Origin of the sequence: Neobittarella massiliensis (ex Bilen et al. 2018), from assembly GCF_900289145.1 — a bacterium.
Taxonomy (GTDB): domain Bacteria; phylum Bacillota; class Clostridia; order Oscillospirales; family Ruminococcaceae; genus Neobittarella; species Neobittarella massiliensis.
Genome location: NZ_OKQO01000015.1, coordinates 1 through 22,520 on the forward strand (window position 1 = coordinate 1; position 22,520 = coordinate 22,520).

Consider the following 22,520-nt stretch of genomic DNA (forward strand, 5'->3'; position numbering starts at 1 on the left):
CGTTCGTCCTGAGCCAGGATCAAACTCTTTATCATAGTTGTATCTAAACAGACTCACGCCTGTCCAAATCTAGCTCATTTCAAACTCTAACGTTTAAAATTACTTGAATGATTTCTTTATCTAGAAATCTAGAATCTTGGGTTCCGTTCAAGCTTTAGTATTGTTCAATTTTCAAGGTCCGTGTGGTCCAGCGCCTCGTTTAGCGCTGTTCCTTATTCTATCATGCGACTGCCAATTTGTCAACACCTTTTTGAGATGTTTTTTCGCCGGAGCTTTTTGCCTCCGCCGACAAACCTGACTGTTAGGCCGTTTTCTCGGCCCTCTGTCGCTGACAGCTTGTTTATATTACCACACCCCTTACCACCTGTCAACGCCTTTTTACTATCTTTTTTACTTTTTTTATCGAATGCTTATTTTGTTATACGGCGTGTATTTTTATCTCCTTTTAAGCAGTGCGATCATTACCCATTGGAATAAAAAGGAGAGGGACGCACTCGGTGCGTCTCTCTCTTTTTTTAAAATATTCAAAACCTGGGCTTTAACCGGCACAGGCGGCCAGCAGCATAGATAAGAACTTCTCTTTGTCGGCGCGATAGGCAACAGCAGTGTGGACGTCGGGGCGGATGCCGCCGCGGTGGTCGACGATGAGCTGGCCGTCGCCGGCACCGCCGTTTATGTCCATATCGCAGGGCTCACGCCGCAGGTCGGTGATGACGGTGGGGTCGATGACCGAGGCCACCGCCAGCGCATCGTGCAGAGCATCGCCGCCGTCGACTGTCCAGCCCAGCGACTCGCCCACCTGGATGCGGTTTTCGATCATATCGGCCACCAGCCGACCGGCAGGCGTGCCCAGTGACGCCAGGCGGGCGGCGTCAGGGCGGTGAAACTCGGCTGAGTGGGTGGCGTTGAGGCCGATGATACGGCAGGCGACGCCGCTGTCGAGCACGATCTTGGCCGCCTCGGGGTCGCGGAAAAAGTTGGACTCGGCCACGGGGGTGGCGTTGCCTTTGTCTACACTGCCGCCCATGAACACCACTTCTTCCACCTTGTCGGCGATGGTGGGGTCCATGCGAAAAGCCATGCCCAGGTTGGTGGGCATACCCACAGAGATGAGGGTCACTTTTTGAGGGCTGTTTTTGAGAGTCTCTACCAGATAGGTACAGGCGTGGCTGGTTTGGGGCCGGGTGTGGGGCGCGGGGATGGGCAGCACCGGCGGGTGCAGCTGGATGGGTCTCCCCTGCTTATCGTACGCCTGGGTGGCGTGGTGCGGATGGTTTGTCAGGCGGCCGGGGGTGAGCTCGCGTACCATGGGGGCCGGGCAGCCGGGGTAGACCGGGACCTGAGCGCCCATACCTACCAGGTCGAGCACCTGCAGCGTGTTTTGCACACAGTTAGAGAGCGGCACCGCGCCGCGGACGACGGTGATGCCCAACACCTTGAGCCGGTCGCTCAGCAGCGCCAGCAGGATGGCGGCAGCGTCGTCGGAGCCGGTATCTACATCGAGGATGACGGGGATCTGTTTTTTCATGGGTGGACCTCCTCCCTATTATATAAGAAGCAAGATGGGTCAGATGGGCCGATAAGAAGCAAGATGGGTCAGATGGGCCGAGCGCCCGGCCACGCGGGAGTGGCCGGGCGCTCGGTAAAGGGCGATCATTTTTGATTTTTTAAGGCGTCGTAGATCATTTGGAAGAACTTCTTTTTATCGGCCTTGTAGGCGACAAAGGTGTTGGCATTGGGGTCTTGGCCGCCGCGGTGGTCGACGATGAGCTGGCCGTCGCCGGCACCACCGTTTATGTCCATATCACAGGGTTCCTGCCGCAGGTCGGTGATGATGGTGGGGTCGATGACCGAGGCCACCGCCAGCGCGTCGTGCAGGGCGTCGCCGCCGTCCTGGGTCCAGCCCAGAGCCTCACCCACCTCGATGCGGTTGTACATGAGGTCGTGTGCCAGTTTGCCGGCTGCGTTACCGATAGCCAGGTAGGCATCGGCATCCTCGCGGTAAAACTCGGCCGAGTGGGTGGCGTTGAGGCCGATGATGCGGCACTTGACGCCGCTGTCGATAATGATCTTGACCGCCTCGGGGTCGTGGACAAAGTTGGCCTCACCCACGGGCGTGATGTTGCCCTTATCGACGCTGCCGCCCATAAAGACCACTTCCTCCACGTTGTCGGCGATGGTGGGATCCATGCGGAAAGCCATGCCCACATTGGTGGCCGGGCCGACGGGGATGATGGTGATCTTCTCTTTGCTCTGCTTGATGGTCTCGACCAGGAAGGTGCAGGCGTGCATATTTTGCGGCTTGGAGTGGGCCGGGGGCGCCGGCAGATAGGCGGGGTGCAGGTCGATGGGCTCGCCTTTTTTGTTGTGGGCCTGAACCTGGTTTTCGGGGTTGTTGGCGTAGCGGCCGGGGGTGAGCGTTCTCACCATGGGGGCCGGGCAGCCGGGACAGACGGGGATCTTATCGCCCACGCCCATCAAGTCGAGCACCCGCAGGGTGTTCTCGACACAGTTGGGCAGCGGTTTATTGCCCTGGGTGACGGTGATGCCCACCACGTCGAGCTTGCCGGAGAGCACCGCCAGCATAATGGCGATGGCGTCGTCGGAGCCGGTATCTACATCTAAAATAACTTTCTTTTTGGTATCCATATGGTCCTCCCCTATTTTTGGCTGGCGACAGCGTTATAGATCATGTTGAAGAACTTTTGCTTGTCGGCGCTGTAAGCCACATAGCTGTTGACCGAGGTGTCGTTCTCGTTGCGGTGCTCGACGATGAGCTGGCCATCGGAAGCGCCGCCGTTGATATCGATATCGCATTTTTGCCGCCGCAGGTCGGTGATGACGGTGGGGTCGATGATGCAGGCCACCGACAGCGCATCGTGGATGGCGTCGGAACAGCCGTTGCCGCCGCCCAGCACCACCTCGGCCTCGATGCGGGTGCGGATGAGATCGCCGGTGAGCTTGCCGGCCGGGGTACCGGTGGCGATAAACTTGTCGGCATCGTCGAGGGTGAGTTCAGCGGAGTGGGTGGCGTTGAGGCCGATGATGCGGCACTTGACGCCGCTGTCGATGATGATCTTGGCCGCCTCAGGGTCGTGGTAGAAGTTGGCCTCGGCCACCGGGGTGATGTTGCCCTTATCGACGCCGCCACCCATGAACACCACTTCCTCTACATTGTCGATGATAGTGGGGTCCATGCGGAAAGCCATGCCTACATTGGTCGGCGGACCCACCGGGACCAGCGTGACCGGGTCGGGGGAGTTTTTGACCGCCTCGATAATAAAGGACACGCCGTTTTTCTGCTGCACTTTAGAGGTGGCGGCAGGCAGATCGAGATAGGCGGGGTGAATGGAGTACTCGACCCCGTCGACGGTCTTGGAGATACCGTTGTCGGGCACGGCGGCGTTGCGGCCCACGGTGAGGTTGCGGACCATGGGCTGCGGGCAGCCGGCAAAGACGGGGATCTTATCGCCCACGCTCAGCATATCCAGCACCCGCAGGGTGTTCTCGACACAGTTGGCCAACGGGCGGTTGCCCTGGGTGACGGTGATGCCGATGATATCGAGTTCGCCGGATAAGACGGCCAGCATGATGGCGATGGCGTCGTCGGAACCGGTATCGACGTCGAGGATGACTTTTTTCTTGGTACTCACGATTCTACACTCCTTTTTTGTGCGCTACGGCCCGGCAGTGCGGGCGCGGTATCGGTTTGCTTTGGACTCTACTATGTCCTATTATACTTTCTTTTAAAATGGGGCACAACGAATGAAGGTCACAATCTTTTTTCCACATCTTTAGAGGAGGCTACAAACCAGCGCGGCACGGCGGCGGCAAAAAACGGGCGATGAGTTTGCAAATGTCGATTGCATTTTTAAAAATATGTGGTATAATACATAGAGCAATCGCCAGATGGCTGTTGCTCGTTGGTATGCGCCCGTGGCGCAGCTGGATAGCGCGATAGACTCCGACTCTATAGGTCGCAGGTTCGAACCCTGTCGGGCGTACCAGAAAACCATCAATCAGAAATGATTGATGGTTTTTATTTTATGTGATATTAGCACAGTAAAGATGATTTATATAATCTGATGGATAGACAAATCAAAATTTGGCGAGATGAAGTTATGTGTGATTATTGTTTACAAATACATTTAGTAGAAAATATTTCTACACCTTTGGAATATGAGAAAATTGTTGTGTATCTTGAAAAAATGATTGATATATACGATTTTATATTCACTGATGGGAACTGTGAATTGGGCAAACATAAAAATAAAGATGGTCGTTGGATCGATGACATTATTTTTCACACGATTAAATGCCCAAAATGCGGACAAGAATTTACCTGTTCGGTGAACACTTACCGGGGTGGTGGAAGTTTTAGAAAAGGCAGATGACTTCCCGTTTATTGGCGACATTATTGAGCACAATCTCACCCAAAGCATAGATCTATTTCCCACCAGTACCGTAGAAAGGCCCGCATAAACGCAGCGTTTATGCGGGCCCTTTGTTTATTATACCCGGGCAGGTCTTGAATCGCCGTGGGCGGCTCGGTGCGGACATAGCGGGGCAATTCGATGTTTTTAACAAGGATGGCCGGTCAGCTTTGGACAGGTGGCAATAGACAGAGCCGGGCAGGCGAAATATACTGGAGATATGGACGGTTAGGTCGTGCCGCGCCGTATGGGCGGCTGACAGGAGGGGCGATATGGACAGAGAAAAGATGGCAGAGCAACCGATGGCGGGGAACTGCCGCTGCGGCTGGTTTTTAGCCGGTAAGCGGAAAAAGCGCTATGCGATGGGCAACAATCCCTTTGAGATCTACAGTGGTAAGCTGTACGCCCAGTGGCAACAGGCCCGGGACGAGGGCCGAGACGTAGCGGCGCTGGAAGAAGCCTGCCGTGCAGTGCGGGACGCGGCGGCCAAGGGGCCGGCTGCGGCACGTGACCAGCTGCCGCTGGCCTATGCGCTGTACGACGCGCTGGAGGCCGCCGCGGTGCGGCCGGGGCACGTCTACTGCGAGCCATCGGACTATGCGGGTATTTTGGCACAGCGGCCCGAGAGCCGAGATGTAGGCCCGCTGCCAGACAGGGCGGTGCTGCGCGACCGCATTTTGGCCGGTTGGACCGGTCGGGTCTCCGGCTGTCTGCTCGGCAAACCGCTGGAATTTTGGGCGCTAAAACCGCTGCGAGGCATGCTGCACGATATTGGCAACTACCCTGTAGACCGGTATATTGCGGCGGCTGACTTTACCCCGCTGATACGGGAAAAGTACGACATTGCCGTAGGCAGCCCGGTGAACAAACAGCCCTGGATCGACGAGATCGGCGACCACGCGCCCATCGACGACGACACCAACTACACGGTGCTCAACCTGCGGCTGTTAGAGACCTTTGGACGGGATTTCACCCCTGAGGAGGTGCTGTTTGCCTGGGTCAACTGGATGCCGGCCGGGGTGTGCTGCACCGCCGAGCGCATCGCCTATGTCAATGCGCTGGGCGGCATGCGCCCACCGGAGACAGCCGTGTACCGCAACCCCTACCGGGAATGGGTGGGGGCACAGATACGGGCGGAAATATTTGGCTGGGTGAACCCGGGCGACCCGCAGGCGGCAGCGGAAATGGCTTACCGGGACGCCTGTGTATCGCATGTGCGCAACGGCATATACGGGGAGATGTTCGCCGCGGCGATGGTGGCGGCAGCCATAGTGTGTGGCGATGTGCGGGCGGTGATCGGCGCCGGCTTGTCGCAGATACCGACACATTCACGGCTGGCCGAGGCGGTGCGGGACACCATATCTGATTTTGACGCTGGCGTCACCTACGAGCAGGCGGTGCAAAAGCTGCACGGCCGGTACGACGAAAACGACATGTTCGACTGGTGCCATACCATCCCCAACGCGGTGATCGTGGTGCTGTCGCTGCTGCACGGTGCGGGCGACTTTGCCAAGGCGCTGGGCCTGTGTGTACAGGCGGCTATGGACACCGACTCTAACGGGGCGGTGGTGGGGGCCATCATGGGTTCTATGCTGGGCAGTGCAGGTATCCCCGCTTACTGGGGGGACTGCTTTGGGTACAAGCTGGCCAGCTCGGTAGACGGTTACCACCTGATGGAGCTGGAGGAACTGGCCGACCGGACGCTGGCCGTGGCAGTGGCGGAAAAATGCGTTTAGACAAACGGCTGTGTTTGGATAGACAAGCAATAAGATAAGCAAAGGTAAAAATAGTAAAGAGGTCTTCTTTGTGCACGCACAAGGAAGACCTCTTTTCCGCTCTCCCGCGGGGGGAGCGACCTCACCACCGTCTACAACACCGTCCGAAGCCTGGTATTTCAATCCACGCTCCCGCGGGGGGAGCGACCTCGCTGGTATACTAAGGTGTGCTCAATGCGGAAATTTCAATCCACGCTCCCGCGGGGGGAGCGACTTCGTTAGATCAACCCGCCGACGGGTCGGCATATAATTTCAATCCACGCTCCCGCGGGGGGAGCGACATTGGATCTAGTAGATAAATGCGGGCCGTGTGGCATTTCAATCCACGCTCCCGCGGGGGGAGCGACGGCAGTTATAGACAAAATGCCGCTGTACGATCCGTGCATTTTCTCTGTTTATGGCGAATGGGCTCCCCTCATGTGCAGCTAGATAGGCCAGCCATGTCAAATCAGCGGCCGATCTGTACACAACTGCGGTGCGAACATGCCAGAGCTTTTCTGTTCACTTACACCTCGCACCACGGCGTCACACCATGAGCAAGCCTTCAGCCTGGTAGGTCTGCTTGGCGCCGAAGTGCTCCACTTTGGCCTGGTAGTGATTGCCCAGGTAATAAAATCGCAGGCTGTCTTTTTCCGGATCGATGAGTTGCAAGAGCAGGTGCTGCACCTTTTTTAGCTGGGCGGCATCGAGGATACACTCGAACAGCGAGTTTTGCACCCGCTGCCCGTAATTGACGCACTGCTTGGCCACTTTGCGCAGCCGAGCGCGCCCCTGCGGCATCTCGGTGTTGACGTCGTATGCAATGAGCACCAACACGGTCTCACCCCTCCCCTATTTCCACAAAAATGGCGGGTAGTCGTCCAGATCGCCGCGGATATACCGGGCCAGCAACATCGCCTGCACGTGGGGGACCAGCCCCCAGGGTATCTTCTCGTTTAAAAATGGGTGGGTGATCTGCTCCTGCTTGCGGGTCTGCCAGGCGCCGAGGACCGTCTTGCGCGTGTCGTCGGTCATGTAGACGGCGCCGTTTTCCTGCCGGACGAACCCCTTCTTCTCCACTGTGCGGTTGTTGATCAGCGAGAGCACGAAACGGTCGGCCAGCGCACAGCGCAGCTCCTCTATCATGTCCAGTGCCAGCGAGCGGCGGCCGGGGCGAAAGCGGTGCAAAAAACCTATGTAACAGTCCAGGCCATTGGCCTCAAGGGCGGCGGCCACGTCGTTTGTCAACAGGGTGTACACAAACGAGAGCAGGGCGTTTACATTGTCGGTGGGCGGGCGGCGGTTGCGGCCGCGAAAAAAGAAGTCCTCTTTATTGCGCAAAATGAGCTGGTCCAGCACACCGAAATACTGTTCGGCGGCAGCGCCCTCCAGCCCCCGCAGCTGCTCGGGGTCGGTGCAGTCGAGTATCTGCGGCAGAGAGCCGGCCAACTGGGCGGTGATCTGTTTTATAGCGGGCACATCTACGCGCATGGGGTGATCGCGGGTGGCCCGCTCCAGCACCCAGCGGGCATTGTATACCTTGCCAAAAATAAAGCATCGGGCCAGCCGGGCACTGCGCGCCGGGTCGTCGGCCAACCGCACCTGCTGGGCGCGCAGCAGCACATTGCCCCTGCTCTCGCCGCAGGCGGCGGCGAGGAATCGGCCGTTTGGTGTGAGGAAAGCCAGGCGGATATCGCGCTTGGTACAGGCGCCCATCAGCGCCGGGCTGGCCCCTTTGTAGCCGAAGTAGAGGATCTGTTCCAGCGTGTGCAGCGGCACCCGCAGCAGCGTCTCCTGTTCCTTTAGCACCAGCACATTTTCGCCGTCCAGCGCCAGGTAGGTATCGGGGGAGGTGACATACAGGGTGTTGAGCAGTTTTCTCATACCGGGCCCTCCTGTGCATGTGCGCGCAAATAGTCGGTGGCCGACAGATCCCCGCACAGCTCGGGCAGGCAGACATCTTTGAGCGAGCATGCCCGGCACCCCCGGTGCGGCTTTACCTTGGGGGTGTACTGCCGCTGGGTATACTGGTGCATCTCACAGAGCATCTCCTCCACCGTTTGCCGCAATTTCGGCACAAAGTCCACCTGTTCCCGGCGGCGGGTCTGCCCGTAGTAGAGGTAGCCGGTGGATATCTCGCAGGCCAGCATCTCCTCTAAGCAGATGGCCTGACAGCAGAGCTGCAGCCGGTCGGCATCGGTCATCTTGGAGGTGCCGCGCTTGTACTCCACCGGCACCGGCAGCCACTTGTCCCGTCGACCGATGAGGGCCACGCCGTCTTGGCTCTGGTGAAATTCCACCACGTCACAGGCGCCGGTAACCCCCAGCCGGGCCGAGTACACCGCCATACCGCGGGCGACGAGCAGCTCGCCCCGGCGCTCGCTGAACTGGCGGTCGTGGGCATTTGGGTGCATGAGCTCCCCCTCGACGGTGCGCAGGTTGTCGGCCCACTGCTGTTCTAGGTGAATAAGCGCCCACTGCCGGCGGCAAAAGGCGAAGTGCTGTATGCCGGAGAGCTGCAGGTACTCCTCCTCGCAATAGCCGCTCATATCATGCGGGTGCAGGTGACCCCATGCGGGATGGCTGTCTCGTCTATGTCGACCCGGTAATCCCGATAGCTGCGGGCGGGTGCGGCCGTATCTTCGCCGACTCGGGTGACGGTGACGGCGTCAAACAGCTTGTGGGCCGGAGCACAGCCCATCGGGCAGTCGTGCTGGAAGACGATGAGCTCCCGCACCGCCATTTTGCCCCGGGCGGCGGAGCGATCGTCTTCAAACATATTGGTGATGGCCTGCCACAACAGCTGCAGGTCCTCATTGGAAAAGCCGGTGCTTTTGCGGGCCAAGTTGGCCGATACATACCCCTCTACCCGGTATAGGCCGTAGGGGACGATGTACTTGCGGCCCATCTCGGTCCCCTTTTTCTCGGCGTCTTTTTCGGTGGTGATGGCGATGCGGGTGATGGTGACCTCCTGCGGGACGATGGGCTCCACGCTGCGGGCAAAACCCAGCTGCACCGGCCCGCGAACCTGCCCACAGCCCAGCGCCGCCTTGACAAAGGTGGTCATCACCGCGCCAAAAGTGCGGATATCGTAGAAGTTTTGGCACATGAAGTCGCGGATCTTGATATCCAGCTGGTCGTCTTTTTTCTTGGCCTCTTTGATAGACTTCTCGTCGATGCCCAGGTAGCTGTAGGCGCGGGCGTCGCTGCGGTTTAGGGGGACTTGGTCTTTGATGTAGATCTCATAGCCGGGCTGGCCCTCTTTGGCAGTCTCGACATAGTTGCGTATCTTGCGCTTGAGACACACGTCGGTGACCAGGCCGTAGCCGGTCTCGGGGTCGATGCGGGGCATGTTGCCGGCGTCGGGGTCGCCGTTGGGGTTGCCGTTCTCCACGTCAAAGAGCACTACAAAATCATACCTGTTTTTGATGGGTTCTGCCATGTCAATTGTCCTCCTCTGCCTTTTGTGCATCTGCTTTTTTCTCGAACCGCTTTTGGTTCTGGTGGTAATAGCCCATGTAAAAAGCCTGTTGCTGGGGCAGGCTGTGGCGGGCGGGCAGCGTCTCATCGAGTTTGCCCCAGAGCTCTTGCAGCTGTTTTTCGTAGTGGATTTTGTGGTTGATGTTGGGTATCTTTTTGATGTGGGCGCTGTACAGCCGCATGAGCACCGGGAAGATAGAGGACGGCGTGGAGGCGGCGGAGTTAAAGTACCGGTCACGGATGGTGGCGTTGATGCCGGGGTTTGCCTCCTGCTGGGCCGCCTCCAGCACCGAGAATATGCGCCCCAGCACATAGGGGCTGTACGAGCTGTTTTCGTTGAGCTTCACCTGCAATACCTCCTTGAGTTGTGGCGGTGTGTTTTGCCGGCGCAAGAGCACCGCCTTGATAATCGAGGCCCGGCCCCAGGAGATGCGCCGCTCGGCCCGTATGCGCAGCATCGCGCTGTTTAGCAGCGATTCGGGGTATGGAGTCCCGCCGGTGATGGCCCGGTACACTGCGCCGGCCATGACCGGAACGGCGGACTTGTCGCGGGCGTTTTTGTTGACCGTCTCGTAGAGCAGTGCGCTCAGCGACAGCTGCTCGAACTTTTCAAAGGCCGGGCGCACCATCTCCAGGTCGCGATAGTGCTGCCGCACGTTTTTCATCAGGGCGCCAAAGGTGTCCTGGTAGAAAAAGCGAACCGACAGCCGGGCGGCGTTGGGCGCCAGGCCGAGGATGTAAAAGTGCACGTCGGGCTCGAGGGTCTGCCCGTCCAGCTGGTAGGTGTGGCCCTGGGCCAGCGCCTCCATGGCCGCGTGCAAGATCTCTGGAGAGAATTTTTCGCTCTCTCCCTGGATGCTGCCGCCCCAGATATCCGGATAGGCCGGCTGGGCGTTTTCAGACCAGTAGACGACGGTTGTGTCACCGATGTGCTGCACGTGCTCCCCGTCGGCCAGCAGGTAGTTGAGAGCGGTGGTGTAGGCAAACACCGCCGGCTTGCCCACCGGGGCGTTGTAGCTCTGCTCCTTTTCATAGGAGGTAAACGACGGGGCGTTAAAAGCGACCAGCGCCGCGCCGGTGGCCTGGGCCCCCTTGACCCCCTTGATGGGGTTGTGCAGCTGGGCGATGGGCTGATAGCCGCCGGTGACCAGGCAGCGGCCGTACACCGGCTGCTCGTCCTCGCCGGGGCGGCTGTCCCAGGCGGCAGCTATCTCGGGGATATCCTGCAAAAACTGGCCTGCAAAGCGAAAGATCAGGTTGGCCCCGGCCAGCAGCTCGTCCAGGTAGGGGGCCAGTATGGGATCCTCTCTGGCCGCTGCCGGATCCCAGGTGGCAAAGTGGGCGCACACCGCCCGGGCGGCCGGGTGGTCGCAGCCGGAGAGCAGCTGCTCGTGCAGCTGCCCGCAGAGTGCAAAGCACTTTCGCGTGCGCTCGGGCTTGCCTTTTCCATCGATGCCCAGCAGGTAGCCGGCGGTGTCGCAGAGGAAATTTGCCCGGGCCCCGGCGGTGCGGATGACCGGCTGGGGCAGCTGGTAGACCCGGGGGATGAGCACCGTCTTTTTGCCCCGCTGCACCTCCTCTTTGAGGGGCAGCAGGTCGATGAGCCGGCCCCGCTCGTCCAAGGTAAGGGCGAAACTCACCTTGACCGGCGCCCAGCCGCTGCGGGGCACCTGGCCCTGAGAGAGCAGCTGGTCGTAGTAGCTGGCGAGCGCCTGTAAGATCACGAGACCACCTCGCAATCGCGCAGGTCTAGCAGGCCGTCGCGCAGCACCGCCCTGAAAAACTGGGGGCGGATATCTTGCGGGTCGGTGTAGTCCATGTCATAAAGCATAAAGCCCAGGTCTTTTTCGCCGGCGAGCTCTGGCGGCACTGCCAGCTCGCCGCCGGTGTAGGGGGCAAAATGGGCCGGGAACTCGCGGCAGCCAAAATAGGGCTGGTGGTAGCACCCACCGGTGGCCAGCCGCCGGCGCACGATATCCTGGAACTTGCCGGGGTTGTCGCTGCTGTTGGCCCGGCCGGTCATCTCGAAATGGGCGGTGATGATGTAGTGCACGTCGCGCAGTACCATGGCCGCCCGCTGGACGATATCGTCCTGGGTGCTTAAAAACAGCGGGCGGTCAGACCCCATCATTACCGAGCGGACATTGCTGGCCAAAATTTTAGATTTGACCTCGTTGCGGCGGATATTGGTAAAGCGGATGGGTGAGAGCACCCGGATGCTGTCGATGTGCCAGCGCATGCCCGGGTGCCAGTATATGGCCTCGATGAGGCCGCGGGCAGCCGACGGGGTCATCACGTCGTAAGACACCCGCTCCACCTTCATTTCGGGTCTGGAAAAACAGGCGTATTCGCCCCAGACCTCTACCTGGATGGACAACTGTGACCATCTCCTCTCTGTCAGTTTTTTGCCGGTTGCCGATACACCTTACACAAACACCCCTTTTCCGTACTCGGCCTCCTGCGAGAGGCCGGTCTTATCGCTGTAGAGGCGGGGGTTTTGCAGCACCGCCAGCTCGGGGGTGAGCAACTGGATGTCGCCGGCCTGCTCCAGCCGGGCAAAGTGTTCCGGGTAGATGCTCACCGACTCTTTAGCTATCCCGCGCATGAGTTCCCGGGACAAAAAGCCGCCCTCAACACTGCGGCACAGCTGCTGAGCCAGATTCCGCGCCTGGGCATTGCGGGGGATGACCACCGTCCTGGTGTCGCTCTCGATGAGCTTGCACGCCCGGGCCGCCTCGGCGACAGCCAGCCGCCGCAATTTGGGGATGAGCTGCTTTTTGTCCAGCACATCGCCTTTCAGGTCGTGCAGCTGATCGAAGTAGGCGCGGATGGCATCCGGCGCGGCTATATCGCGGTAACACCTCTGTACCTCGTGCAAAATGGCGATGCTTTGGCCGATCTGATCCGGGTTACGGGCGCCGAGCGAAAAGACGTATACCTCGCTCTCCTCCGGGCGGCGACGGCCCTCGCGGTTGCAGCGGCCGGCGGCCTGGATGATGGAGTCGAGCCCCGCCTCCTGCCGGTACACGGCGGGGAAATCCACATCCACCCCGGCCTCGATGAGCGAGGTGGCCACCACCCGGCAGGGCGGCCCCGCCTTATCTTGCAGCCGCTGCCGTATCTCCTCTAGTACCTGACGGCGGTGGTCGGGGGTCATGAGGGTGGAGAGGTGAAAGCTCCCCTCCGGCGGCAGCTGCAGGTAGATCTGCTGAGCCAGCTTGCGGCTGTTGACGATACACAGTGCCTGGCTGTGGCCGGCCAACCGCTGCGCCAGCTGCTCCTGCTCCAGCCGCCCCAGATCGCAGATGGTGGTGCGGCGAAACAGCTCGTAGAGCTGCTGGGTATCGGGGCAGAGCTCGGTGATGGGGGTGCCCGGGGGAAACAGCTTTTCCAGCGAGGGCTGGGTGGCGGTGCACAGCACTGCCGTGGTGTGGCAGTGCTGCACCAGCACGCGGACGGCCTCGATACAGGGGCGCAGCAGGTCTACTGGCAACATCTGCGCCTCGTCGAAGATCACCACGCTCTTGGCTAGATTGTGCAGTTTGCGGCAGCGGCCGGACCGGTTGCCAAACAGCGACTCGAAGAACTGGACGCTGGTGGTGACCACCACCGGCACGTCCCAATTCTCGGCGGCCAGCCGCAGCATGTCCATCTCTGGGCTGTCGCGCCCGTCGAAGTCCACGTTGCTGTGGTGTTCCAGCACGTTGTGGGGGCCCAAAATGTCGCCGAAAACCTGGGCGGTCTGCTCGATGATGCTGGTATAGGGGATGACATACACCACCCGCTTGAGGCCGTGGGCCCTGGCGTGGGCCAGCGCAAAGGCCAGCGAGGCGATGGTCTTGCCGCCGCCGGTGGGCACCGTCAGGGTGTAGAGCCCCTGATCCTTTTTGCCGGCGCGAAAGCAATTTTCGATGATCTGGCAGCGCTTTTGGTTGTAGACCCCCTGCGGCGGCCACCAGTTTTTTCTCTCCAGGTGCTGTACCAATTTCTGGTACAGGGTGGGGATATCATCAAACCGGCCCCGCGCCGGTGGGCCGCCGTCGGCCATGGCCTGCTCGGTGTCCAGAAAGTCGGCGTCCACCAGCGCCGAAAACAGCATGCGGGTCATAAAGGCGATATCGAAGTAGTCGCCGGGCGGTGACACCGTCACCTCCGGCAGCTCTATCTCGCCGGCAAAGGCGCTGTAGTCCTCCACCTGCCGCTTTAGCCGGCCCTGCAGCGTGGGGCGGTCGGGCATGTCGCCGGCGGTGCCGAAATCGGGCAGGCCGGTGTGGTGGCCGGCCACACACCAGCCCAGCAGCCGCAGGTGCCGCGCGTCCAGCACCTTGGCACCGGCGGTGGAGTGGTCCACCTTGGGCCCGTTTTCCAGGATACGGCGCTGAAAGGCCTGCGAGTACTTGCCGATGTCGTGAGCCAGGCCCACCAGCTCTGCCTGGGGGGCCATGTCGAAGTCTGCAGCAAAGCTGCAGGCCAGTTGGGCGGTGTTTTGCAGGTGCTCGGCCAGCGGTTGGATGCGGCCGGCCGGGCTTTTATGGGCCACGTACAAGGCGTCATCTCCTTTATTGGGATCATCCTAGTATTAAAAATGTGGGTTTTTCAGATATAAAGTCAGTATAGCGGTACCTGTCGAAATATGCAATATCGTGCCGTTCTTCGGAAATATTTTTGTGTAGTCAGCATGGTTTTGCGGCCACTATCTGGCTACTTTTCCCCCTGAAAAATGATCGCTTTGCAGATACTGTACAGATGTAATTGTTACCAAATTGTTAAAACGGGACTTTTGGGGGCAAAAATTTTTTATAGGGGCCATTAAGACGGTATTAAAATTTTGCAAAGAGGGCTACGCTTTAGGGGAAAAGGTGTATACTGGTGGTGCATTATGGGGCTTTATTTCCCCAGCGGGAGGAGGGGCGCTTTTGCCCAGAAATAACCAGACGATGCTGCAGTGCTTTGAGTGGTACCTGCCCGCCGACGGCAGCCTGTGGCGACAGGTGGCGCAGATGGCGCCCCGGTTGGCCCGGGATGGGTTTACCGCTCTGTGGCTGCCGCCGGCCTACAAAGGGGCCAGCGGCAGCGACGATGTGGGGTACGGGGTATATGACCTGTACGACCTGGGCGAGTTTGCGCAAAAGGGGACGGTGGCCACCAAATACGGCACCCGGCAGGAATACCTAGAGGCCATAGCCGCCCTGCACCGGTTTGGGGTGGCCGTTTACGCAGATATCGTATTAGACCACATGATGGGCGCCGACGAGACCGAAAAGGTGCCGGCGGTGCGCTACGACCCCGGCGACCGGCAGCACCCGGTGGGGCAGGAGCAGACCATTTGTGCCTGGACCAAGTTCACCTTTCCCGGGCGGGGCGGCAAGTACGCGGATTTTTGCTGGGACTGGCACTGCTTTGACGGCACCGACTGGGATGAGGCGGGCCGCTGCGGCGGCATTTACAAATTTCACGGCAAGCAGTGGGACGGCGAGGTGGACCGGGAAAACGGCAACTACGACTACCTGATGGGCGCCGATCTGGACCTGGGCAACGAGCAGGTACTGGCAGCGCTGACCCAGTGGGGAAAGTGGTACCTGCAGACTACCGGAGTCGACGGTCTGCGGCTGGACGCGGTAAAGCACATGCGCTTTGACTTTTACACCCGCTGGCTCTGCGAGATGGCTGCCGCCCGGGGAGAGACACTGCCGGCGGTGGGTGAGTACTGGCACGCCGACTGTGGGGCGCTGGAGCACTACTTACAGCAGTGCGGCGGCTGTATGCGACTTTTTGACGTGCCGCTGCACTACAAATTTTACACTGCCGGCCAGGCCGGGGGCAGCTTTGACATGGGCAGTTTGCCGCAGGACACCCTCAGTTGCCGGCAGCCCCAGCGGGCGGTGACCTTTGTGGACAACCACGACACCCAGCCCGGCCAGGCGCTGCAGTCGTTTGTGCCGCGGTGGTTTAAGCCTTTGGCTTACGCCTATATTCTGCTGCGGCAGGAGGGGATACCCTGTGTGTTTTACGGCGACTATTTTGGGATACCCCACGACGGCATACCGCCGCTGCAGCCGGTGCTGGGGGCGTTGGTGGCGGCCCGCCGCGATCTGGCCTATGGGCCGCAGCACGACTACTTTGACCACGCCGACATCGTGGGCTTTACCCGGGAGGGGGACAGCTGCCACCCCGGCTCGGGGCTGGCCTGCCTTTTGTCGGACGGGCCGGGCGGCGAAAAGCGGATGTACATAGGGACAGCGTTTGCCGGCTGCCGCTTTTACGATCTGCTGGGGGGACGGCCAGACACGGTGACGGTGGACGGCGATGGGTACGGCACCTTTTCGGTGGGCGGCGGTGCAGCCGCTGTATGGGGGTTGTGTCCCTGAGGGGGTTTGTCCTATTATAGGATAGAACAGCCACCGATCAGAGAGACCTTATACCGATAGGAGCGATACTATGTCACAGCAGATCATCATCGATGCACACACCCACATCTTCCCCCGCAAGATCGCCCCCAAGGCGACCCAGTCGATCGGGCAGTTTTACGGGCTGGACATGAACGCCGACGGGATGGCCCACGTGCTTCTTGAGCAGGGAGACGAAAACGGCATCGCCATGTTTCTCATCTGCTCGGTGGCCACCAAAGCCGAACAGGTGCGGGCCATCAACGATTTTGTGGCCCAGAAGGTGCGGATGCACCCCGACCGCTTTGTGGGGCTGGGCGCCCTGCACCCGGACATGGAGGACCCTTTTGGCGAGATCGAGCGCATTATCGAGCTGGGGCTGCGGGGCATCAAGCTGCACCCGGACTTTCAGCTGTTTGATATAGACGACGCGCGCATGTTGCCGGTGTACCGGTATCTGGCCCAAAAAGGACTGCCGGTGCTGTTTCACACCGGCGACGCCCGGTACGACTACTCGCGGCCCAAAAAGCTGGCCCGGGTGGCCCGAGCGGTGCCCGATCTCAAGTGCATCGCCGCCCATTTTGGCGGCTTTCAGCGGTGGGGAGAGAGCTATAAGACGATGGCCCTGCCCAACGTGTGGGTGGACACCTCCTCGAGCCTGTACGCTCTGAAAAAGGAGCAGGCGCTGGCGCTCATCGAGCGCTTTGGCGAGGACAAGGTGCTTTTTGGCACCGACTTTCCCATGTGGGAGTACCCGCAGGAACTGCAGCGTTTTTACGACCTGCGGCTGGGGCCGGCCACGTGCGACAAGATCTTTTACCAGAACTTTTTAGCGCTGTTTGACATACCCCTAAAAACAGCAAAAGCCGCCGTGCCCCGATAGGGGCGCCGCGGCTGACGGTGTTGGGGGCGGGCGCTACCGGCCGTCCCCGGTATCGGCGCTGTCGTGTGGGGCGGGGGCCTGTTTATCTTTAGAAGATGACAGTACGGCGCAGCAGAAAAAGCCTGCGGCGAACCCCGCCCAGACACACAAAAAGCCGGTCAAAAAATCCATCTCTATGCCTCCTCGCCGGGTGCGGCGTCTCTTTTTTCCAGTATATGCCGGGGCGGGCGGGAAGTTTACGGCAGAGCCGGGCGCTCCGCCGGGCGCAAGTACTCCCATAGTGGGACAATTTGTTGAAAGAAGGCGTGTGTTTTGAACATTTTAGTCATTGGCTGTGGAAAAGTGGGCAGCAATCTGGCCCGCCGGTTGGAGCAGGAGGGCCACGAGGTGGCCGTAGTGGACAAGAACCCCGACAACTTTGAGCGGTTGAGCGACGACTTTGACGGCCTGACGGTGACCGGCGTGCCTTTTGACGAGGACGTTTTGCGGGAGGCCGGGGTGGAAAACTGCGATGCGCTGGCGGCGGTGACCCCTGACGACAACACCAACATCATGGTGGCCCAGGTGGCGCGGGAGATCTTTCACGTGCCGGCGGTGCTCAGCCGCATCTACGACCCCCAGCGCAAAGATGTTTTTGCCCATTTTGGCCTGCACACCGTGTGCCCCACCAACCTGACCGTGGACGCCATAACCCAGTCGCTGACCACCGGCGAGACCAGCCGCTATATGACGGTGGGCTCGAGCACGGTATCGTACCGGTACATGCCGCTGGGCGACGAGCTGTATGCCCGGAACACCGACGCGGTGGTGCTGGGCCGGCAGGAGCAGCTGTTTGGCGTGCTGCGGGAGAGCACGGTGCTGGAGCTGTACCGGGGCAAAGCCATTGACCTGCAGCCCGGCGACACCATCATCACCATGCAGGTAGTGGACTGAGAGCGCTTTGGGAACGTGCGCGCGTGAGACAAAGGAGAGAGTGTAGAGATGAACGTTGTGATCGTTGGGGGCGGCAAGATCGGTTACTACCTGGCCCAGACTTTACAGGCCCATGGGCATCGGCCCCGCATCATCGAGATCGATAAAAAAGCCTGTGCCCGCATTGCCAACCAGCTGGAGATACCGGTATTTTGCGGCGACGGCACCACCATTGAGATGCAGGAGAGCGCCGGGGTGGGCGAGGTGGAATCGCTTATCAGCGTGACCGGGCGGGATGAGGACAACCTGATCTGCTGCCAGTTGGCCAAGATGCGCTTTGGCGTGAAAAAGACGGTGGCGCGGGTAAACAACCCCAAAAACACCCAGGTGATGCGCAAGCTGGGGGTGGACATCCCCATCTGCTCGACCAACAACATCGTGCGGGTGATCGAGCACGAGGCGGACAACGCCGAGATCAAGCTGCTGATGAGCCTGAACGCCGGCGAGGCCTCGCTCAATGAGATCACCATCCCGCAGAATTTCGTCCACAGCGGCAAGACGCTGAAGGATCTGGCGCTGAACCGGGACATCGTCATCGTGACGGTGACCCGCGGCGGGGAGATCCTCATCCCCCGCGGCGAGACCACCATCGAATCGGGCGATACGATCATGGTCATTGCCAAAAACCACACGCTGCACGACATAAACGAGATCTTTAGAGGTTAGGGGGAACTGCTGTGGAGCTAGAACGCGCGCGGATGCTGGAGCTGATACTGGACAGTTTGCCCTACCCGGTGGTGTTCGTGGATACCGGCCACGTCATCCGCTACCTGAACCGGGCGGCCCGCTACCACTACTACTGTGAGCGGGGCTATGACGACTTGGTGGGCAAGTCGCTGTTTGCCTGCCACGGTGAGCAGTCGCGGCAGAAGATCGAGCAGATGGTGGAGAAACTGAAAGACCACGCCGGCGAGATGCTGGTGAAGGTAAACGCCCGCAACCAGCGGCTGTACCTGAATCCGGTACGGGATGAAAAGGGCCAACTGGTGGGGTATTTTGAGCGCTTTGAGATGAACCTGCAGCTGTAACACCTGCCGGCGGGCACTGCGCCTTGGCCGGGAGACCTCTTCCGGCTGGAGACCGAATAAAATATACGGGGGGCCCGGTCGGATGGGCAAGCAGGAGATGATCTTTCTCTTCTGCTCTGCCGGCGGTGGGCACCTCTATTTTATTTAGGGCGGGCCGGGCAGCGCAGCACCGTTTTTGCACCACTTTTGCACTGCTTTTATGCTGCTGCAGTTGCTTCTGTTTATATCTGCCGGTGGGTGCGACAGCTGCGGGGCAGAAAGACCTTTTATAGCGGCCGCCAAGACCGCATGGGGTGTTTGCGGCAGGCCAAAAAGCAGGCGTTCAATAAGAGCGCGGTATTGCCTCGGCAATACCGCGCTCTTTTATTGGTGGGGCGATCTTTTATTTGAGGTGGCAGGCAGCGGCGCCGCAGGGGTGCGCATTTGGCCCACTGAGTACAAGCGGCGCCGGGGGACCTGCCGCGCAATTTGAGAGCGAGTGAGCGCTTGCAAGGCACTTTGGCCCCGCCCCAATGCCGCACCGCTGTGCCGACCGCCAGTGCCGCCGGTACAGCGGTGCGCGCCTTTACCGGCAAAGCGGGCAGACGGGCTGCCGCTGCCGCCGGGGGGCGCCTGGGGGCCGCGGTCAGTACTGGGGGATGGCGCCGGTATACTGCTGTGCCCGGGCCAGCAGCGGGCCTTTGGCACCCAGCGTGATGGCAATATTGCTGCTGCGTATACACAGCAGCGACATGCCCGGCACCAGCTGCAGCGCGGGCAGCGTGTTGGGCGGCAGCTGGATACAGCCGCCGGCGGTGACCGGCGCCCAACCGTAGGCGCGGCCCTTATAGGGCAGCAGCTGGCCGGGCGGCAGCTGATAACCCGCCAGCTGGGGCAGCGCACACAGGATGTGGCCCAGTTTAGAGGGCGCCAGCAGGCCGTGACGGGTAACGCAAAAGCCGCCGGTAGAGCGGCTGCCGGTAAAGATGAGCACCCGCCCCTCGCTGGCCAGCTGGTACTCGGCCAGTGCCTGGGGCGGCAGCCGGATGCTGCCGTCGGGGTGGATGAGAGACTGACCAAAGACGAATTTACCGCCCTTATTGAGCTGCGGCACAGGACCACTCCCCTCTTTTTTTACACAGTGTACGGTAAGGCGGTGGGCTGTACCCGCTCGGTGGGGCGGGCATACCAGTGCACACCGCTGCGCGGTGAAAATCGAGCCGCCGTACGGGTAAAGACAGGCCAAAGATATCTGGCCCGGCCAAAAAGCTGAAGACCTGCCCCGGGGCATTGGGGGCGGGGCAGCGCTCACACATAGCCGTACAGCCCGCGGACCGAGGCCTCGCCGCTGCGGATGATCTGCCGCCGGCCGCCGATCTCGACGAGCAGGCTGCCGTCGGCCATGATATCTACGGCGCGGCCGGTCTGCTGGCCGGCGTCGGTGAGCACCCGCACCTGGCGGCCCAGGGTGGCACAGCGCCGGCGGTACTGCCCCAGCAGCGGCTCGGCCCCCTGGGTGGAGGCGGTGACGAGCAGAGCGTCGGCCTGGGCGACGATCTGCTGGGCCAAAGTGAGCGGGACCAGCTTTTTTCCGCTCTCTACCAGCAGCGAGGTGGCATAGGGCAGCTGGCGGCTGGCGAAATATTCTGCCTTTTGGCCCAGATTGACCCCGATACCGCAGACGGCGGCGCTCTCGGGGCCGGCGATACCTTCGCACAGGATGCCGCAGACTTTTTTATCGCCTACCAGCAGGTCGTTGGGCCACTTGATGCGCCAGTCGGCACCGCACAGTGCCTGGATGGCGGCGCCGGTAGCAAGGCCGCATAAAAGCGGCAGAAAAGAGACGGTGGCGAGCTCGACCGGCCGCAGCAAAAAAGAGAGCGACAGCGTATCGCCGGGGGCGTCTTGCCAGATTTTTCCCTGACGGCCCCGGCCAGCCGTTTGGCTGTGGGCCAACACGCAGTGGCCGCCGGGGAGCGAGAAGGCGTTTTTTTTGAGGTAGGTATTGGTGGAATCGAGCTGGGCAAATTGCTGGATGTTGGGATCTAATACCTGCATCTACTACACCTCCGCCAAACTAAACAGCACGCCCTGATCGCGGCGGATATCCAGGACGCCGTAGGTGGGGCGGCCCTGGGCGGGGCGGGCACAGCTGCCGGGGGTGAGCAGGGAGATGCCGTCCTGGGACTGCTGGCAGGGCTGATGGGTGTGGCCGAACAGACAGATATCTGCCCCGCGGCGGCGGCCCTCGGCCAGCAGAGCGCTCAGCGAGTATTTGACCCCCTGCTGGTGACCGTGGACCGCCAGCAGATGGTGCCCCTGGAAAGTGAGCTCCAGCTCGTCGGGGTAGTCGCAGCTGCCGTCACAGTTGCCGCGCACACAGTAAAAGGTCTTGTTGGGGTACAGCTCTTGGATGTGGTCCATGCCGCCCTGACTGTCGCCCAGGTGGAGATAGGTATCGCAGCCGGGGTGGGCGTCGACGATGCGCTCTACCACCGAGCTGCGGCCGTGGTTATCGGATAATACGATGATCTGCATGTGCAGGTCCCCCCTTTTTGTTCTGCCTGTTATTGTAACACAGCGGCGGGCGGCAGAAAAGGTCGGGGCCATTTTCGGGGCCATTTAAGGGAGAAAGTTGACGAAAAAGCACTTGAAACCCGCACCTGACTGTAGTATGATAACAGCTGGAAAGACCGCACAAAATAATAGTGGGGAGCTGGAGGACATCTGGCTGAGAGTTGGGCTGATACTGCCCAAGACCCTTTGAACCTGTTGGGTAATGCCATCGTAGGAAGCAACATACCGCCTGCTGCCGCCCGCTGTGGGCCTCTTTTTTTGTAAAGGGGCCTGACCGGCGGGGCAGCGGCGCGCAAAAGTCGCTCAGCGAAGGCTGTGCGGCTTTTTTGCTATGATCTCTGCCGTTTGGGGCAGAGGCGCTGCGGCGGGGCGCGCCCGCCGAGGTAAAACAGGAGGTATGTATGGAGCAGAGCAGAGGATGGAAACTGCGGGACGTGATCATGATGGCCATTTTGGGCGTGGTGTTCGCCGCGGTATATCTGGGCGTATTTTATGTGGGACTGGCCATTCAGGGGGCGCTGGCCCCGTTTGGGCTGGCCAACTTCTCGTTTGAGACCATCTATGGGGTGTGGTTCATGGCCGCGACCATCGCCGCCTACATTTTGCGCAAGCCGGGGGCGGCGCTGATCACCGAGCTGCTGGCGGCGGCCATTGAGCTGCTGATGGGCAATTCGGGCGGCGTAGTGGTGCTGCTGACCGGGCTGATCCAGGGGCTGGGCTGTGAGCTGGCGTTCGCCCTGTTTCGCTACCGGCGCTACGACCTGCTGAGCATGGCGCTCTCGGGCATGTTGGGGGGGCTTTTTATATTCTGCTACGAGCTCTATTACCTGCAGTACTATCTGCTGGCCCCCACTGTGCTGCTGGCTCAGCTGGCGGTGCGTTTTGTGAGCGCATTCGTATTTGCCGGGCTGCTTAGCAAGCTGGCCTGTGATGGGCTGGCAAAGACCGGGGTGCTGAAGAGCTATGCGGTGGGCGCTTTACAACAGGCCGATCTGCTGGCCGACGAGGACTAAGGAGATGGAGATAAA

General features: G+C 60.5%; 22 protein-coding genes and 1 tRNA gene. 9 read left to right on the plus strand and 14 right to left on the minus strand.

The annotated features are described in order from the left end of the window. Positions 1-538 precede the first annotated feature (538 nt). The 3 genes from C6Y32_RS14670 to C6Y32_RS14680 all read right to left on the minus strand — a co-directional run bounded on the left by C6Y32_RS14670 (position 539) and on the right by C6Y32_RS14680 (position 3,653). Entirely contained in the window at positions 539-1,528 is a 990-nt protein-coding gene (locus tag C6Y32_RS14670; RefSeq protein WP_105206026.1) for a nucleoside hydrolase, read from the minus strand. 125 nt (positions 1,529-1,653) lie between these two features. Then, a complete protein-coding gene (locus C6Y32_RS14675; protein WP_105206027.1) occupies positions 1,654-2,649 on the minus strand; it encodes a nucleoside hydrolase in 996 nt (331 codons plus the stop codon). Positions 2,650-2,660: 11 nt separating this feature from the next. Continuing rightward, on the minus strand, positions 2,661-3,653 hold the full coding sequence (locus C6Y32_RS14680) for a nucleoside hydrolase (RefSeq protein WP_164998310.1): 993 nt from the start codon (positions 3,651-3,653) through the stop codon (positions 2,661-2,663). Positions 3,654-3,930: 277 nt separating this feature from the next. Here C6Y32_RS14680 and C6Y32_RS14685 point away from each other — a divergent pair. From C6Y32_RS14685 to C6Y32_RS14695, 3 genes are all read left to right on the plus strand, one after another. Continuing rightward, positions 3,931-4,007 (plus strand) — tRNA-Arg (locus tag C6Y32_RS14685). 78 nt (positions 4,008-4,085) lie between these two features. Then, a complete protein-coding gene (locus C6Y32_RS14690; RefSeq protein WP_243562803.1) occupies positions 4,086-4,394 on the plus strand; it encodes a hypothetical protein in 309 nt (102 codons plus the stop codon). A 311-nt stretch (positions 4,395-4,705) separates the two neighbouring features. Further along, entirely contained in the window at positions 4,706-6,169 is a 1,464-nt protein-coding gene (locus C6Y32_RS14695) for an ADP-ribosylglycohydrolase family protein (RefSeq protein WP_105206030.1), read from the plus strand. A gap of 564 nt (positions 6,170-6,733) precedes the next feature. On the opposite strand, the gene cas2 is transcribed toward C6Y32_RS14695, so the two are convergent. From cas2 to cas3, 7 genes are read right to left on the minus strand one after another with little or no spacing between them, the layout of a single operon-like run. Continuing rightward, positions 6,734-7,024 carry a CRISPR-associated endonuclease Cas2 gene (gene cas2, locus C6Y32_RS14700; protein WP_105206031.1) on the minus strand — a complete coding sequence of 97 codons (291 nt, stop codon included), beginning with the start codon at positions 7,022-7,024 and terminating at the stop codon, positions 6,734-6,736. A 15-nt stretch (positions 7,025-7,039) separates the two neighbouring features. Further along, complete coding sequence (gene cas1c / locus C6Y32_RS14705; RefSeq protein WP_105206032.1) at positions 7,040-8,071, minus strand: type I-C CRISPR-associated endonuclease Cas1c; 1,032 nt, start codon at positions 8,069-8,071, stop codon at positions 7,040-7,042. Then, positions 8,068-8,736 (minus strand): CRISPR-associated protein Cas4, encoded by a 669-nt coding sequence (gene cas4 / locus C6Y32_RS14710; protein WP_105206033.1) that lies wholly within the window; start codon positions 8,734-8,736, stop codon positions 8,068-8,070. Before cas4 ends, cas1c begins: the two co-directional genes overlap by 4 nt. Next, positions 8,733-9,629: a type I-C CRISPR-associated protein Cas7/Csd2 gene (cas7c, locus tag C6Y32_RS14715; RefSeq protein WP_105206034.1), complete on the minus strand. Its 897-nt coding sequence runs from the start codon at positions 9,627-9,629 to the stop codon at positions 8,733-8,735. Before cas7c ends, cas4 begins: the two co-directional genes overlap by 4 nt. A 1-nt stretch (position 9,630) precedes the next feature. Beyond that, complete coding sequence (gene cas8c / locus C6Y32_RS14720) at positions 9,631-11,391, minus strand: type I-C CRISPR-associated protein Cas8c/Csd1 (protein WP_105206035.1); 1,761 nt, start codon at positions 11,389-11,391, stop codon at positions 9,631-9,633. Continuing rightward, on the minus strand, positions 11,388-12,044 hold the full coding sequence (gene cas5c / locus C6Y32_RS14725; RefSeq protein WP_105206036.1) for a type I-C CRISPR-associated protein Cas5c: 657 nt from the start codon (positions 12,042-12,044) through the stop codon (positions 11,388-11,390). The genes cas8c and cas5c overlap by 4 nt, the downstream gene beginning before the upstream one ends. Positions 12,045-12,092: 48 nt before the next feature. After that, positions 12,093-14,207, minus strand: a complete 2,115-nt coding sequence (gene cas3 / locus C6Y32_RS14730; RefSeq protein ID WP_243562807.1) for a CRISPR-associated helicase Cas3' — start codon at positions 14,205-14,207, stop codon at positions 12,093-12,095. Between the two features lie 376 nt (positions 14,208-14,583). On the opposite strand from cas3, the gene C6Y32_RS14735 reads away from it, so the two are divergent. Continuing rightward, entirely contained in the window at positions 14,584-16,035 is a 1,452-nt protein-coding gene (locus C6Y32_RS14735; protein WP_243562804.1) for an alpha-amylase, read from the plus strand. Positions 16,036-16,105: 70 nt separating this feature from the next. Further along, positions 16,106-16,936 (plus strand): amidohydrolase family protein, encoded by an 831-nt coding sequence (locus C6Y32_RS14740; RefSeq protein WP_105206038.1) that lies wholly within the window; start codon positions 16,106-16,108, stop codon positions 16,934-16,936. 33 nt (positions 16,937-16,969) lie between these two features. Here the strand turns inward: C6Y32_RS14740 and C6Y32_RS15480 are convergent, their stop codons facing one another. Further along, a complete protein-coding gene (locus C6Y32_RS15480) occupies positions 16,970-17,107 on the minus strand; it encodes a hypothetical protein (RefSeq protein WP_164998311.1) in 138 nt (45 codons plus the stop codon). A gap of 141 nt (positions 17,108-17,248) precedes the next feature. On the opposite strand from C6Y32_RS15480, the gene C6Y32_RS14745 reads away from it, so the two are divergent. From C6Y32_RS14745 to C6Y32_RS14755, 3 genes are read left to right on the plus strand one after another with little or no spacing between them, the layout of a single operon-like run. Next, positions 17,249-17,869, plus strand: coding sequence for a potassium channel family protein (locus tag C6Y32_RS14745; RefSeq protein ID WP_105206039.1), 621 nt, complete (start codon positions 17,249-17,251; stop codon positions 17,867-17,869). Between the two features lie 48 nt (positions 17,870-17,917). Further along, positions 17,918-18,574 (plus strand): NAD-binding protein, encoded by a 657-nt coding sequence (locus C6Y32_RS14750; protein ID WP_105206040.1) that lies wholly within the window; start codon positions 17,918-17,920, stop codon positions 18,572-18,574. 11 nt (positions 18,575-18,585) lie between these two features. Further along, on the plus strand, positions 18,586-18,936 hold the full coding sequence (locus C6Y32_RS14755) for a PAS domain-containing protein (protein WP_243562805.1): 351 nt from the start codon (positions 18,586-18,588) through the stop codon (positions 18,934-18,936). A 625-nt stretch (positions 18,937-19,561) separates the two neighbouring features. Here the strand turns inward: C6Y32_RS14755 and C6Y32_RS14760 are convergent. The 3 genes from C6Y32_RS14760 to C6Y32_RS14770 all read right to left on the minus strand — a co-directional run bounded on the left by C6Y32_RS14760 (position 19,562) and on the right by C6Y32_RS14770 (position 21,453). Further along, positions 19,562-20,029: a hypothetical protein gene (locus tag C6Y32_RS14760; protein WP_105206041.1), complete on the minus strand. Its 468-nt coding sequence runs from the start codon at positions 20,027-20,029 to the stop codon at positions 19,562-19,564. A gap of 194 nt (positions 20,030-20,223) precedes the next feature. Next, a complete protein-coding gene (locus C6Y32_RS14765; RefSeq protein WP_105206042.1) occupies positions 20,224-20,973 on the minus strand; it encodes a biotin--[acetyl-CoA-carboxylase] ligase in 750 nt (249 codons plus the stop codon). 3 nt (positions 20,974-20,976) lie between these two features. After that, positions 20,977-21,453: a YfcE family phosphodiesterase gene (locus C6Y32_RS14770; protein ID WP_164998312.1), complete on the minus strand. Its 477-nt coding sequence runs from the start codon at positions 21,451-21,453 to the stop codon at positions 20,977-20,979. Positions 21,454-21,893: 440 nt separating this feature from the next. Here C6Y32_RS14770 and C6Y32_RS14775 point away from each other — a divergent pair, with 440 nt between their 5' ends. Next, positions 21,894-22,505 carry an ECF transporter S component gene (locus tag C6Y32_RS14775; RefSeq protein WP_105206044.1) on the plus strand — a complete coding sequence of 204 codons (612 nt, stop codon included), beginning with the start codon at positions 21,894-21,896 and terminating at the stop codon, positions 22,503-22,505. Positions 22,506-22,520: the final 15 nt, after the last annotated feature.

Bases quoted from the DNA above. Each gene is read 5' to 3' on its own strand.
- C6Y32_RS14670 (WP_105206026.1), bottom strand. From the start codon at position 1,528: ATGAAAAAACAGATCCCCGTCATCCTCGATGTAGATACCGGCTCCGAC.
- C6Y32_RS14675 (WP_105206027.1), bottom strand. From the start codon at position 2,649: ATGGATACCAAAAAGAAAGTTATTTTAGATGTAGATACCGGCTCCGAC.
- C6Y32_RS14690 (WP_243562803.1), top strand. From the start codon at position 4,086: ATGGATAGACAAATCAAAATTTGGCGAGATGAAGTTATGTGTGATTAT.
- C6Y32_RS14695 (WP_105206030.1), top strand. From the start codon at position 4,706: ATGGACAGAGAAAAGATGGCAGAGCAACCGATGGCGGGGAACTGCCGC.
- cas1c (WP_105206032.1), bottom strand. From the start codon at position 8,071: ATGAGAAAACTGCTCAACACCCTGTATGTCACCTCCCCCGATACCTAC.
- cas4 (WP_105206033.1), bottom strand. From the start codon at position 8,736: ATGAGCGGCTATTGCGAGGAGGAGTACCTGCAGCTCTCCGGCATACAG.
- cas7c (WP_105206034.1), bottom strand. From the start codon at position 9,629: ATGGCAGAACCCATCAAAAACAGGTATGATTTTGTAGTGCTCTTTGAC.
- C6Y32_RS14740 (WP_105206038.1), top strand. From the start codon at position 16,106: ATGTCACAGCAGATCATCATCGATGCACACACCCACATCTTCCCCCGC.
- C6Y32_RS15480 (WP_164998311.1), bottom strand. From the start codon at position 17,107: ATGGATTTTTTGACCGGCTTTTTGTGTGTCTGGGCGGGGTTCGCCGCA.
- C6Y32_RS14750 (WP_105206040.1), top strand. From the start codon at position 17,918: ATGAACGTTGTGATCGTTGGGGGCGGCAAGATCGGTTACTACCTGGCC.
- C6Y32_RS14765 (WP_105206042.1), bottom strand. From the start codon at position 20,973: ATGCAGGTATTAGATCCCAACATCCAGCAATTTGCCCAGCTCGATTCC.
- C6Y32_RS14770 (WP_164998312.1), bottom strand. From the start codon at position 21,453: ATGCAGATCATCGTATTATCCGATAACCACGGCCGCAGCTCGGTGGTA.
- C6Y32_RS14775 (WP_105206044.1), top strand. From the start codon at position 21,894: ATGGAGCAGAGCAGAGGATGGAAACTGCGGGACGTGATCATGATGGCC.